Origin of the sequence: Rhodovulum strictum, assembly GCF_009649175.1 — a bacterium.
GTDB classification, from domain to species: domain Bacteria; phylum Pseudomonadota; class Alphaproteobacteria; order Rhodobacterales; family Rhodobacteraceae; genus Rhodovulum; species Rhodovulum strictum.
The window spans coordinates 1-12,829 of sequence record NZ_WJPO01000047.1 but is presented as its reverse complement, the minus strand read 5'-3'; the positions used below and the strand labels follow the sequence as shown (position 1 = coordinate 12,829).

Below are 12,829 nucleotides of genomic sequence, written 5' to 3'. Positions count from 1 at the left end.
AATGCCCAATGTGGACCTCCCGTGGACCCGAATGTGGACCCGAGGAGGCAGCTATCGGCCTGTTTGCCTTGAGAAATCCGGTAACTTCCGGAGGGAAGTGGTGCCGGTGGAGGGACTTGAACCCCCGACCTTCGCTTTACAAGAGCGCTGCACTACCGCTGTGCTACACCGGCCGCCTTTGCCAGATACCCGCTCGTCCGGCCGCGGGCAAGTCTGTTCTGGTCAGGGATCACGGGCCAGCCCCGTCCCGGCAAGGGGCGCGTGCCCCGCCGTATTGGCGCAGGCATCGAAACGGGCCGCTTGTCGTGCCGGGATCCTTCGGTGCGCTGCGGCTGTCCGCCCATCTCGCCATCGGGCAGGTTCGGCCCGGAATGACCGCAGGCAGTCAGGCATGGCGCCGTTCCGCGGTCAGACGGCACCGGCCACGCGCAGGCAATGCAGAACCCTCACTTCCCCTGCTCCTCATGCAGCATCCGGGTCGCCAGCCGAGGCGGTGGCAGCGGCATAGACCGTGACCCGGGCGCGGCCGGAGCCCTTGGACTCGTAGAGCGCGGCATCGGCCTCGCGCATCAGCCGCCTGGCATCCGGATCGTCCTGGCGCGAGAAGATCGACACGCCGATGCTGGCCGAGACGTTGCAATCGATCATGCCGACATGGATCGGTTCCTCGATCTGGCGGATCAGCCGTTCGGCGATCCGTGCCAGGCGGAACGGCTCGACGATGTCGACGATCAGCATCACGAACTCGTCGCCGCCGACCCGCGCCACAAGGTCCTGGTTGCGGCAATGGCCGCGCAGCAGATGAGCCACCTCGCGCAGCACCGCATCGCCGACGGCATGGCCATGGCTGTCATTGACCTGTTTGAAATAGTCGAGGTCGATCTGCATCAGCGCGAAAGCCCGGCCCTGTGCCAGAAGCCGGGCCAGCGTCGCATCGAGACGGCGGCGGTTGGCAAGCCCGGTCAGCGTGTCGGTCGCCGCCTCATGCTCGGCCGAGACGCGCGCGCCGTTCAGCCGTTGGGCAAGGCGGCGCAGTTCGGCCGAGACGACGGACTTGGATTCGTAGAGATACAGCAGTTCAACCGCCAGATCGGTCGGGGAAAAATCCCGAAGCGTCAGGTCGAACCGGTTGACCGCCTCGATCAGCGAGATCCCCATCGAGATGTCGATCAGCGCCCCGCCATCGGGCAACCCCTCGACCAGCCCCTTGAGCGCGAGCGAGGGCGCGGCGGTCAGCGTCAGCTTGAGCCGCCGGCCCGCCAGCGCCAGAAGCCCGGCAAGATCGGACGCGGCGGCCGGCCGGCGCAGCACGAAAACCTCGGAAAAGGGGCGCCCGGCAAGGCTTGCCCCCGCGATCCGTTCCAGCGTGGGGCCCGCCTGCCGGATGCTGCCCGCAGCATCGAGGCACAGATGCATCGGCATCAACCGGCCCAACGCCGCCCCGTCGAGCCCGATCAACGCCCGTGCGCCGGTATCCTGCTGCACCATGCCGGTCACCTGTCCACCGCAAGCGAGAAGCTGCGCCCCTCGTGAAAGGCGGTGTCGAGCAGGCTGATGCAGACCGTCGCCTGATCCGGCGCCCACTCGCCCACATCGAGCAGCGCGAGCGCGCCGTAATCGTCGGCCATCGCGCGCACCAGACCTTGCAGGATGAAGGCCGTCCCGGGCCAGCCGCCCCGGCAGCGGATCGCGATGCTGCCCTCGGCATCCTCGACAACCTCGAGTTCGGGCAGTTCCAGATCGGGCACCGCCAGCCGCGCGCGTTCGGGCAGATCGTCAAGCGAAAACAGGAAATCAAGAAAGGTCTCGCCCCCGAATCGCAACAACCGGCGCAGCGGTTCCAGATCGGGATGCGACACGAGATAGGTTCCCAGATCCTCCAGCATCATCTCGCGCGGCAGGGCAAGCCGGGCGATGGCGGCGTCAAGCACCGCCTCGGTCAGCGCATCGTCATAGGTCAGCATCGCCTCGAAGCCCCCGGGATCCACCCCGGCGGCGCGTGCCACATGCGCCCAGCATTCCCCGCCATAAGTGTCGCTGAGGAAGGACTGAAGCGCGCGGTTGACGAGACCGTGCATGAAAACAACTCCGCGAGACGCGACCAACAATTCCCCGGGACTCTGGCGCCAAGGAATTAAGAAATGGCAAAACCCGGAGCGGCCGACCCGGCGCGGACCGCAACCGACCCTCAGCGCCCGAAGAACAGCGTGCGCCCCTCGACCTCGAGCGCGTTCAGCCGTTGCGGCACCAGCCGGAAATTGCCCGCAACCAGCGCGTCGATGGCCTCGTCGGCGGCGCGGTAGAAATCGGCGCCGCTCAGGAATTCGGGGCTGCGCATGGTGAACCCCGAGCCATCGGACTCGGGGAAATAGGCCCGCACCAGAAGCGCACCGCCCGGGTTATGCGCCACGATCAGCACCTCGTCGCCCGCGCGCGGTTCGGACAGATCGGCCAGCACCGCCACGCAGCCCGGGTTGCCGGCAGCGGTGCGATAGGCGCAGGCCCGCCCGATCTGCTGCAATTCCCACAGCCGCAGGCTGGCCAGAAGCCCCTCGGGCAGCGCATGCCCCTCGGGCCGGACCGGCAGCAATCGGGCCAGATCGGCGGCAAGCTGGGCGACATCGCCGCTTTCGCCCGCCCGCTCGAAGGCATGGGGGCCCTCGGCACGGTCCAGCGCGGCCAGCCGTTCGGCCAGGCGCGTGGCCTCGGGGTGATCCTCGATCACCGCAAGTCGGGCGATGCCCGCCTGCCCCGCCCGGCCCCATTGCCGACCGATCGCCCACAGATCCAGCCCCTCGGCCCCCACCCGGCCGCTTTCGAACCGGGCAAGCTGATCGGCGGTGGCCATCCGCTGCGGGTTCAGCAGGGGCGTGAAGAACGCCGCGATCAGCGCCATCGCAACCAGCGCCATCGCGACATTCGCGCGCCGGATCCGCGGCCCCCAGCCCGGACCGGCCAGAACCGACCCGGCATAGGCGACCCCGTAGCCCAGCGCGAGCGCAGCCATCGCGGCGGCCACGACCCGGTCCGGCGTCAGGCCGTATTGCGCCACCCGCATCCAGATCGCCACGCCCGCCAGCGCCGCCAGCGTCGGCAGCAGAACCGCCAGCAACCGGCAGCACCATCGCGTCAGCACCCCGGTCGGGCGCCGCTCCTCGCTGGCATCAAGCCCGGTCGAAACCAGCGTCGCCGCCCCGAAGGCCATGGCCAGCAGGATCGCAGCCGCCGAAAAGTCGCCGAACAGGTTCGACAACCCCCGGAACGGCAGCGCCGTCAGAAACACCGCCACCACCACCAGCACCACCGGCAACAGAAGCCGCAAGAGCTGAAGCACCAGTTCGGGCGAGACGTAATCCGACAGCTCGCCCACCACCGCCAGCGCCAGCCCCAGCGTCACGCCGGTCAGCAGATAGGGCATCTCGGCCCGGTTCATGATCTGCTCGATGATGTCGATCCCGACCAGGGACAACAGCGCATCCGACAGGAACAGAACCCCCCAGACCAGCCCCACGAACAGCCAGGCCGCCGCGAAGCGGACCACGATCATCCAGGACTGGGTGAACAGCACCGCGTAATCGGTCGGCCGCCGCGCCGGACCGAGCCCCGCGATCAGGAAGGGCAGCGACAGCCCCAGCAGCAGCGCAAAGCCGATCCAGGGATGGCCTGTGCCCAGAAACCCCGCCACCGTGTCGAAGCGCAGGCTGGCCCAGGTCATCAACCCCGCCAGCGGCAGCGCCACCAGCGCCGACGCGCCCAGCGCACGGCGCAGCGGCAGCGGGCCGGTCAGCGCCAGCACCGCCGTAAAGAAGCCCGCACCCAGGCTGGTGAGGAACAGCAGAACCCGGGGCACCCCCTGCATCCGGTCGGGCAGAAGGTCGATCAGCAGCCATGCCGACAGCCCGGCCAGAAAGCCCAGCACGCCCAGCGTGACCCGCCCCGACGCGCGCGCCGCCTGCGCCTTGTCCATCGCCTGCCTCCGTCCTGCCAAGCGCCTTGCCCCGGCGCGAGCATAATGCCCGCCCGCGGCAGGGGCCAGTGGCGGCAGGACAAGGCGGGCAGGTCAGGCGGCGGTGCGACTGATCTCGACGGTATTCCGCCCGGACGCCTTGGCGGCGTAAAGCGCGCGGTCGGCCTGCGCCATCAGGGCGTTGATCTCGGTTTCGGCATCGCCCTCGGCCACCGGCTGGTCGCCGCCAAAGGCCACGCCCACGCTGATCGTGACGGCGATCCGGCCGACATCGCCGGGCACGGCCACGGACTGCGCCCCGACCGCGGTGCGCAACCGCTCGGCGGCGGCACAGGCCTGCTCGAACCCGGTCTCGGGCAGCGCGACCATGAATTCCTCGCCACCAATCCGCGCCACCAGATCGACCGGGCGCAGATTGTCCTGAAGCCTGCGCGCCACCTCGACCAGCACCGCATCGCCCGCGGCATGGCCGAAGCGGTCATTGACCTGCTTGAACCGGTCCAGGTCGAGCAGCATCACCGCATAACCCCGCCCGGTCTCGGCCGCGCGCTCGGCGATGCGGGCCAGATGGGGCAGCGCATAGCGGCGGTTGAAAAGCCCGGTCAGCGGATCGGTCACCGCCAGCCGCAGCCCGTCCTCGACCGTCGCGCGCAGCCGGTCGGCCTGGTGCTTGCGCCGCAACTGCGACCGGATCCGGATCGCCAGTTCCTGCGCGTCGACCGGCCCCACGACCAGATCGTTCGCCCCCAGATCCAGCGCCATAGCGGCGGTCTCGCGCGCCGCCTCGGGCACCACGACCAGCACGGCGGCATGGCGCGTCGCGGAATGCGCCCGCAATTCGGACACCAGCCGCAGCCCCGCACCTTCGGGGGCCAGCCGCGAATCGATCACGAAGACATCGGCGCCCGGCTGGTCGGCATGCGCGGCCAGCGCCTCGGCGCGGTTGATCGTCGCCAGCGTTTCCGACAGCAGCGGCGACAGTCCCGCCCGCCAGGTCAGCCCGGTGCGCGGATCGGCGGCAATCAGCGCCACCCGGCCCGGCGGAACAAAGGGCTCTGCCGCCTCGGCAAAGCCCAGCGCGCGATGCGTGCCGTTGCGCAGCGCCAGTTCCTCGGCCGTTTCGCGGGCACGCAGCAGGTTACGCACCCGCGCCAGCAGGATCATCTCGTCCAGCGGTTTCGACAGGAACTCGTCCGCGCCAGCCTCGAGCGCGCGCATCTTGGCATCGGCCGATCGCGCCCCGGCCACCACGATCAACGGGATCTCGGCGGTTTCAGGATGGGATTTCAGCGCACGGCACAGATCGGTCGCCTCCATGTCGGGCAGCGCCATGTCCATCAGGATCAGGTCGGGACGTTCGCGCCGTGCGGCCAGCAGCGCCGAGGCGCCGTCCCGGGCCTGAATCACGTCGTAATGGGCCTCGCTCAAGCGCACCTTCATCACGATGCGATTGGTGGCCACATCATCGACTATCAGGATTCGCCGGGACATCGGCGCCGCTCCTCTGGCTGAAATATACGAAACTTTTTACCGACATTTTCGAGGTTCAGTCTTGGGCAGGAAATGTTAACAAACCCTTTAACGGATCGAGGGAGATTTCCGGGATGCTGGAATCCGCCGATACTCTCGCGCTGAAAGCTCTGGGCTGGCTTGCCGGGCAGGACGATCTGCTGGCGATCTTCATGGGCGCGACCGGGGCCAGCGGGCAGGATCTGCGCGCGCGGGCGGACGATCCCGAGTTCCTTGCGTCGGTGCTGGACTTCCTTCTCATGGATGATGCCTGGGTGCTGGCCTTCTGCCAGGCCCATGGCCTGCCGGGCGAGGCGCTGATGCGCGCGCGCGCCGCGCTGCCGGGCGGCGCCGATCCGCACTGGACCTGAGCGCGGCCTGCATCAACAAGTCACGGGATCGCGAGGGTAAAGACGAGCATGGGACCGATCACCGCAATCCTGTTCGACAAGGATGGCACGCTGTTCGATTTCCACGGCAGCTGGGCGGGCTGGGCGGCCGGGATTCTCGACCAACTGGCGGCAGGCGACGGAGCACGGCATGCGGCGCTGGCCCGGGCGGTGGGCTTCGACCCCGAGGCGCAGCGCTTCCGCCCCGACAGCATTGCCATCGCCGCCACCGTCGAGGAGGTCGCGCTCCAACTCCTGCCGCACCTGCCAGCCACAGACCCGGCCCCGGTCATCGACTGGCTGAACGCGCAGGCCGCAACCATCGAGATGCAGCAAGCGGTGCCGCTTGCCCCCCTTCTCGACACGCTCGCGGCGCGCGGTCTGGCGCTTGGGGTGGCAACCAACGACGCCGAAATCCCGGCCCGCACCCACCTTGCCGCGGCCGGAATCGCCGACAGGCTGTGTTTCGTCGCAGGCTATGACAGCGGCCACGGTGCCAAGCCCGCGCCCGGACAGTTGCTCGCCTTCGCTGCGGCGACAGGCCGCGCGCCGGACGAGGTGCTGATGGTCGGCGACAGCCGCCACGACCTGATCGCGGGCCGCGCGGCCGGAATGGGCACGGTCGCGGTGCTGACCGGCACGGCATCCGCCGACGACCTGTCCGACCTCGCCGATGCGATCCTGCCCGATATCGGGCACCTGCCCGGCCTGCTCGACCGGATCGCGGCGCGCTGACGCAGGGCGGTCCGTGGTTACAGCCGGATCGCCGAGATCAGCCGCCCGTAATCGGCCTCGCCCGCATGGACCGAGCGGCGATAGGAAAAGAACCGCTCCGGATCGGCATAGGTACAATGCCGCGTCCAGATCGCCTGGCCGATTCCCGCAGCGCGCAGCCGGGACAGACCGAATCCCGGCAGATCGAACAGCATCCGGTCGCCCGACCCTTGCGCGAAGAATCGCGTATTGCCGGGATCGTCGTCCCGGAAGGCGTCCAGAAACTCGGGGCCGACCTCATAGGCGCGCTGGCTGATCGTCGGGCCGATCACAGCTACCGTGTCGGCACGGCGCGCGCCCAGCCGTTCCATCGCGATCAGTGTCGCCTCCAGCACCCCGTCCAGCGCCCCGCGCCAGCCCGCATGGGCGGCACCGATCACCCCGGCCTTGCGGTCGGCAAACAGCACCGGCTGGCAATCGGCGGTCAGCACGGCCAGCGCCAGCCCCGGGGTTGCGGTCACGATGGCGTCGGCCTCGGGCCGGACAGCCAGCGGCCCTTCGATCACCGCCACATCGGCCGAATGGACCTGATGCACCGTAACCAGATGATCGGCCGCAACGCCCAGCGCGCTGGCCACCCGGGCGCGGTTGATCGCCACCACTTCGGACAGGTCCGATGAGCCCCCGCCGCAATTCAGTCCCTGGAACACGCCCGAAGACGCCCCGCCCCGCCGGGTGAAGAACCCGTGGCGCAAGGGGGAAAGCGCGTCGGAGGTGAGGATCTCCAGCGTCATAGATCGAATCCCGGCGGGGGCGGACTGCCCCGTCCTGTCAGCGCGAGTGTCTGGAAGAGCGTTCCCATTTCCTGCGGGTGGGTCAAGCGGCGATGTGCTGCGACATGCGCATCACGCGCTGCACCTGCGAGATTGCGTGCAAGGACCTCGGCGCGCGCCGCGATCCCCAGCCGTTCGAGAAACACGCCTTGCGGGGTCAGCGGCGCAACCGCTACCCCTGCGGCCGCGGCGGCACGCGCCAGCGCCTCGAAATCGACATGGGCGGTCAGGTCGGCCGCGCCGGGGTGGCTCAGCACGGGCTCTGGCCGATGCGCGCGCAATGCCTGCACCGTGTCGCCCAGCGACCGCCAGCCGCCATAATCCACGATAAGCGCAGCGCCGCCATGGGCGGCAATCCGCTGCGCGATGGTGGTGACGATGGCCTCGGCCGCCGGGCAGATCTCGATGATATCGCCGGGCCGGGTGTCGGCCAGCCGATGCGACAGTGCGGCCACGGGCATGGGCGCGGTCAGCCCGAAGCCCAGCGCGCCCCCCAGAAGCGCCACCTGCCGCTCGCGCCAGCCGTCCGCATCGCGCTGGAACTGGCGGATGGGCAGGGCGTCGAAAAACTCGTTGGCGATCAGGAACAGCGGCGCCTCGGGCAGCGCCTCCACGCGCTCGACCCAGGTCACGTCATGGCCAGCCAGCACCTCCCGCTGGCGCGCGCGCAAGCTGGGCGAGGTTTCGACCAGATGCAGCCGGGCGGCGTCCAGAAAGCCCGGCACGGCGCGGCAGGCACGCAGCGCATCGGCCATCAGCGTGCCCCGGCCCGGTCCCAGCTCGGCCAGCGTGAAGGGCGCGGGCGCGCCGCGATCCAGCCAGACCTGCGCCAGCCACAGCCCCAGCAACTCGCCGAACATCTGGCTGATCTCGGGCGCGGTGGTGAAATCGCCCGCCGCACCGAACGGATCGCGCGTGGAATAATAGCCGTGTTCGGGGTGCATCAGGCATTCCGCCATGAACTCGGCCAGGCTGATCGGCCCGGTTGCCGCGATCCGGCGGGCCAGAAGGGCCGCCAGCGCCGTCACGCGCGCCTGCGCGAGAGCAGGAGGAACAGAAGCCCCAGCCCCACCATCGGCAGCGACAGAAGCTGGCCCATGCTCAGCCCCGCCCCGCCCAGATGCAGCACATGGCCGAGGGGGTTGTCGGGCGTGACGAATTGCGGATCGGCCTCGCGGAACAGCTCGACAAAGATGCGCGCGAACCCGTAGCCCATGAAGAAGATGCCCGTCAGAAAGCCGGGCCGCCGCAGCGCGCCGCGCGCCCGGACCAGCCACACCAGCACAAGCCCCAGCACCAGCCCCTCAAGCCCCGCCTCGTAAAGCTGCGAGGGATGGCGGGCGCAGGGAACCATCTCCCAGCCCGGGCAATCCTGCGCAAGCGGGCCGGGAAACACCACCGCCCAGGGCAGATCGGAGGGCTGCCCCCACAGCTCGGCATTGATGAAATTCGCAATCCGTCCGAAGAACAGGCCCACCGGTGCGGCCAGCGCCAGCGCATCGGCCGCCGACAGAAGCGGCACGCCATTGCGCCGCGCGAACAGCGCAAGCGCGATGCAGACGCCGGCCAGACCGCCATGGAACGACATGCCACCCCGCCAGATCATCGGGATCTCGACCGGATTGGCCAGGTAATGGCCCGGCTGGTAGAAGAGCACGAAGCCCAGCCGCCCGCCCAGGATCACCCCCAGGATGATCCAGGTCAGCAGGTCGTCCACCTGCCCGGGGCTCATCGGCGCGCGCCCGGCAGGCCACAGCGCCGGGCGACGCACGGCCGCGACGACGATCCGCCAGCCGATCAGAAGCCCGGCGATATAGGCCAGCGCATACCAGCGCAGCGCAAACTCCAAGCCGAAAAGCGAGACCGAAAAGATCTCGCTGCCGATATCGGGAAAGTTCAGAACGCCCAGCATGTCCGCCTCTTTGGCCCTTGCGCGGGCGAAGTCAACCTTGAGCTTGCCCCGCCTGCGGGTCATATAGAGGGCGAATGTAAACGCCAGGGGGCGCAGATGCAGACCCGCAACAAGTTGCTCGACGACATGTCGAAACTGATGACCAACGCGATGGGCGTGGCCCAGGGCGCCAAGGACGAGGCCGAGACCGCGTTCCGCAGCATGATCGACCGCTGGCTCGCCGATCGCGATTTCGTGACGCGCGAGGAATTCGACGCGGTCCGCGCCATGGCCCAGAAGGCCCGCGAGGAAAACGAGGCGCTGAAGGCCCGGATCGAGGCGCTGGAAGCGCGCCGCTGACAGCCCCGCCCGATGCTGATCCGGCAGGACCGGCCGCAGACCGCGTGCGCGGTTAACCGGCGATGAGAGCGGGCCTGCCGCGCGCGCGCCCGGGCCAGCGGGTCGGGCTTCTGGGCGGGTCGTTCGACCCCGCCCACGAGGGGCATGCCCATATCACCCGGCAGGCGCTGAAACGCTTCGGGCTTGATGCGGTCTGGTGGCTGGTCAGCCCCGGCAATCCGCTGAAATCCGAAGGCCCCGCACCGATGGCCCGCCGGATCGCCGCCGCAAGGCGGGTGATGGACCACCCGCGCGTGACGATCACCGATATCGAGGCGCGGATCGGCACGCGCTATACCGCCGAGACGCTGGCCCGGCTGCGCGCGCTTTATCCCGGCGTCCGTTTCGTCTGGCTGATGGGGGCGGACAACCTGCTGGGCTTCGACCGCTGGGAAAGCTGGCGCTCCATCCTCGACAGCGTGCCGGTGGGCGTGCTGGCCCGGCCCGGGCAGGGGCTGGCGCAGCGCCAGTCAAGGGCGGCACTGGCCTATGCCCGCCACCGGCTGCCCGCGGAACAGGCCCGCAGCCTTGCCACGCAGCGCCCGCCGGTCTGGTGCTACCTGAGCCTGCCCAAGATCGACATCTCGTCCTCACAGATCCGGGCCCTTGGCCAATGGCAGCGCACGCCATGACCTCGCCTTATCTGCGGACTTGCCGGGCTGCGACGGATTTGCTTCACTCCCGGCCATGACACTCACCCGCACGCCCCTGTCCCGGCGCTGGGTTCTCGCCGCGCTGATGGCCGGCGTGGCCGGGCCGTCGCTTGCCGCCCCGCTTGAGCGCAGCCTGCGCCCGCTTGCCCGCCCCGAAGGCGCAAGGCGGGCAACCGAGGCCGACCAGTTGATCGCGCGGGCCGCGCTGGGCAGCGGCCGGGTCGGCTTTGCGCTGGCCGATACCGCAACGGGCGAACTGCTCGAGTCGGTCAATCCCGCGCTTGACCTGCCGCCCGCCTCGGTCGCCAAGGCGGTGACGGCGCTTTATGCGCTGGACACGCTGGGGGCAGAGCACCGCTTTGCCACCCGGGTTTTCGCCACCGGGCCGATGCAGGGCGGACGGCTGGCGGGCGATCTGGTGCTTGCTGGCAGCGGCGATCCGGTGCTCGACACCGACATGCTGGGCGATCTGGTTCACACCTTGCGCGCACGCGGGCTGACCGAGGTGGCGGGCCGGTTTCTCTATCACGATGGCGCGCTGCCCCGGCTTGCGGCAATCGACCCGTCGCAGCCGCCGCATGTGGGCTACAACCCCGCGATCTCGGGGCTGAACCTCAATTTCAACCGCGTCCATTTCGAGTGGAAGCGCGAAAGCGGCGGCTATGGCGTCAAGCTCGACGCGCGCGCCCGGCGCTTTGCCCCGCCGGTCGGCATGGCGCGGATGCAGGTCGTCGAGCGCGCAACGCCGGTCTTCACCTATTCCTCGACTGGCGGTCTGGACGAATGGACGGTGGCGCGCGGTGCGCTGGGCGACAGCGGGGCGCGCTGGCTGCCCGTGCGCCAGCCCGCACTCTACTGCGCCGAGGTGTTTCACACGCTTGCTCGCGGCGCCGGAATCGCCCTCCCCCGCCCCGAGGCAGGCGGCGGGCCGGTCGCGGGCACGGTGCTGGCCGAACACCTCAGCGCGCCGCTCTCGGCGATCCTTCAGGACATGCTGAACTATTCCACCAATGTCACCGCCGAAGCGGTGGGGCTGGCCGCAACGCTGGCGCGCGGCGGGCAACCGGCAACGCTGGCCGAGTCGGGGCGGGCGATGGGCAGTTGGCTTGCGGCACGCACCGGCGCCATGGGACCGCTTTTCGTGGACCATTCCGGGCTGGGCGACGCCTCTCGGCTGACGGCGGCGGACATGGTGCGCGTGCTGATCGCCGCCGCGCCCGGGGCACGGCTGAAAACCCTGATGAAGCCGGTCGATCTGCGCGACGCGCAGGGCCGCCCGCGCAAGGATCATCCGGTCGCGATCAAGGCCAAGACCGGCACGCTGAATTTCGTCTCGTCGCTGGCGGGCTACATCACCGCGCCCTCGGGCCGCGAGCTTGCCTTTGCGATCTTCACCGCCGATACCGAACGCCGCGCGCGCCTTGGCCCGCAGGAACTGGAACGCCCCGAAGGCGGGCGCAACTGGCTGACCCGCTCAAGACGGCTGCAAACCGACCTTCTGGAGCGTTGGTCAACCCTTTACGCCTGACGATGGCCCGGCCAGCCGGAACGGCCGCGCGCGTCGCCTCTGGTCCCGCCTGTCACGCTGGGCTATCCACCGGGCATGCTTGCGATCCAGACCCATGGCAGCCCGACCGCCGCACCCCCGATTCTGATTGCCCACGGCCTGTTCGGCTCGGCCCGGAACTGGGGGGTGATCGCGAAACGGCTGTCGGACAGCCGGCAGGTGATCGCCGTCGACATGCGCAATCACGGCGCCAGCCCCTGGGCCGCACGGCACCGCTATGCCGATCTGGCCGCGGACCTGGCCGAGGTGATCGCCGCGCATGGCGGGCGGGCGGATGTGCTGGGCCATTCGATGGGTGGCAAGGCGGCGATGGTGCTGACGCTGGGCCAGCCTGCGCTGGTCAACCGGCTGGTGGTGGCCGATATCGCGCCCGTTGCCTATGGCCACAGCCAGAACCACCTGATCGCCGCGATGCGTGCGCTGAAGCTGGACCATCTGACGCGCCGGGGCGAGGCGGATGAAGCGCTCGCCACCCAGATCACCGATCCGGCCACCCGCGCCTTCCTGCTGCAATCGCTCGACCTGAAGGTGCAGCCGCCCGAATGGCGGCTGAACCTCGATGTGCTGGAGGCCGAGATGGCGCAGATCACCGGCTGGCCCGAAGACATCACCGGCCGCTTCGACGGCCCCGCCCTGTTCCTGTCAGGCGCGGCCTCGGACTATGTGCGCCCCGAACATCGCGCGCAGATCCGCACGCTGTTCCCCGCCGCCCGCTTCGCAAAGATCCCCGGCGCGGGACACTGGCTGCATGCCGAGAAGCCGCGCGAATTCGAGGCGGCGGTACGCGCCTTTCTCGATGTCTAGGGTCAGGACCCATTGATATACTTGAGGCTGTCCGGCCTGCGTGATTCAAGCTCCCGAACTGACGGGGGTGGAGATGAGCAACCTTTTCTGGCTGACCGACGCG

The 12,829-nt window shown here is 69.5% G+C and carries 13 protein-coding genes and 1 tRNA gene; 6 read left to right on the top strand and 8 right to left on the bottom strand.

Annotation, left to right across the window (positions count from 1 at the left end):
- Nucleotides 1–98: 98 nt before the first annotated feature.
- The 5 genes from GH815_RS17965 to GH815_RS17945 all read right to left on the bottom strand — a co-directional run bounded on the left by GH815_RS17965 (nt 99) and on the right by GH815_RS17945 (nt 5,458).
- Nucleotides 99–173: transfer RNA gene (locus GH815_RS17965), tRNA-Thr, on the bottom strand.
- Between the two features lie 289 nt (nt 174–462).
- Nucleotides 463–1,488, bottom strand: coding sequence for a GGDEF domain-containing protein (locus GH815_RS17960; RefSeq protein ID WP_153750113.1), 1,026 nt, complete (start codon nt 1,486–1,488; stop codon nt 463–465).
- A gap of 5 nt (nt 1,489–1,493) precedes the next feature.
- Nucleotides 1,494–2,078, bottom strand: coding sequence for a heme NO-binding domain-containing protein (locus GH815_RS17955; RefSeq protein WP_153750112.1), 585 nt, complete (start codon nt 2,076–2,078; stop codon nt 1,494–1,496).
- A gap of 110 nt (nt 2,079–2,188) precedes the next feature.
- Nucleotides 2,189–3,967, bottom strand: coding sequence for a DUF4153 domain-containing protein (locus tag GH815_RS17950; protein ID WP_153750111.1), 1,779 nt, complete (start codon nt 3,965–3,967; stop codon nt 2,189–2,191).
- A gap of 93 nt (nt 3,968–4,060) precedes the next feature.
- The gene (locus tag GH815_RS17945; RefSeq protein WP_153750110.1) at nt 4,061–5,458 is read right to left on the bottom strand and encodes a diguanylate cyclase; all 1,398 of its coding nucleotides are present in this window, start codon (nt 5,456–5,458) and stop codon (nt 4,061–4,063) included.
- A 113-nt stretch (nt 5,459–5,571) separates the two neighbouring features.
- Between GH815_RS17945 and GH815_RS17940 the strand changes: the two genes are divergently transcribed.
- Nucleotides 5,572–5,847: a DUF3572 domain-containing protein gene (locus tag GH815_RS17940; protein ID WP_153750109.1), complete on the top strand. Its 276-nt coding sequence runs from the start codon at nt 5,572–5,574 to the stop codon at nt 5,845–5,847.
- Nucleotides 5,848–5,895: 48 nt separating this feature from the next.
- Entirely contained in the window at nt 5,896–6,600 is a 705-nt protein-coding gene (locus GH815_RS17935) for an HAD family hydrolase (RefSeq protein ID WP_153750108.1), read from the top strand.
- A 17-nt stretch (nt 6,601–6,617) separates the two neighbouring features.
- Here the strand turns inward: GH815_RS17935 and pgeF are convergent, their stop codons facing one another.
- Genes pgeF through lgt form a run of 3 tightly spaced genes read right to left on the bottom strand, consistent with a single transcriptional unit; the run spans nt 6,618 to nt 9,324 of the window.
- Nucleotides 6,618–7,373, bottom strand: a complete 756-nt coding sequence (gene pgeF / locus GH815_RS17930) for a peptidoglycan editing factor PgeF (RefSeq protein WP_153750107.1) — start codon at nt 7,371–7,373, stop codon at nt 6,618–6,620.
- The gene (locus GH815_RS17925) at nt 7,370–8,440 is read right to left on the bottom strand and encodes a class I SAM-dependent methyltransferase (protein ID WP_343030957.1); all 1,071 of its coding nucleotides are present in this window, start codon (nt 8,438–8,440) and stop codon (nt 7,370–7,372) included. The genes pgeF and GH815_RS17925 overlap by 4 nt, the downstream gene beginning before the upstream one ends.
- Nucleotides 8,437–9,324 carry a prolipoprotein diacylglyceryl transferase gene (gene lgt / locus GH815_RS17920; protein WP_153750114.1) on the bottom strand — a complete coding sequence of 296 codons (888 nt, stop codon included), beginning with the start codon at nt 9,322–9,324 and terminating at the stop codon, nt 8,437–8,439. Before lgt ends, GH815_RS17925 begins: the two co-directional genes overlap by 4 nt.
- Nucleotides 9,325–9,420: 96 nt before the next feature.
- Here lgt and GH815_RS17915 point away from each other — a divergent pair, with 96 nt between their 5' ends.
- The 4 genes from GH815_RS17915 to GH815_RS17900 all read left to right on the top strand — a co-directional run bounded on the left by GH815_RS17915 (nt 9,421) and on the right by GH815_RS17900 (nt 12,726).
- The gene (locus GH815_RS17915; protein ID WP_153750106.1) at nt 9,421–9,663 is read left to right on the top strand and encodes an accessory factor UbiK family protein; all 243 of its coding nucleotides are present in this window, start codon (nt 9,421–9,423) and stop codon (nt 9,661–9,663) included.
- Between the two features lie 62 nt (nt 9,664–9,725).
- Nucleotides 9,726–10,334: a nicotinate-nucleotide adenylyltransferase gene (locus tag GH815_RS17910; RefSeq protein ID WP_153750105.1), complete on the top strand. Its 609-nt coding sequence runs from the start codon at nt 9,726–9,728 to the stop codon at nt 10,332–10,334.
- Nucleotides 10,335–10,389: 55 nt separating this feature from the next.
- On the top strand, nt 10,390–11,883 hold the full coding sequence (gene dacB, locus GH815_RS17905) for a D-alanyl-D-alanine carboxypeptidase/D-alanyl-D-alanine endopeptidase (RefSeq protein WP_153750104.1): 1,494 nt from the start codon (nt 10,390–10,392) through the stop codon (nt 11,881–11,883).
- Nucleotides 11,884–11,958: 75 nt separating this feature from the next.
- On the top strand, nt 11,959–12,726 hold the full coding sequence (locus tag GH815_RS17900; protein WP_153750103.1) for an alpha/beta fold hydrolase: 768 nt from the start codon (nt 11,959–11,961) through the stop codon (nt 12,724–12,726).
- Nucleotides 12,727–12,829 lie beyond the last annotated feature (103 nt).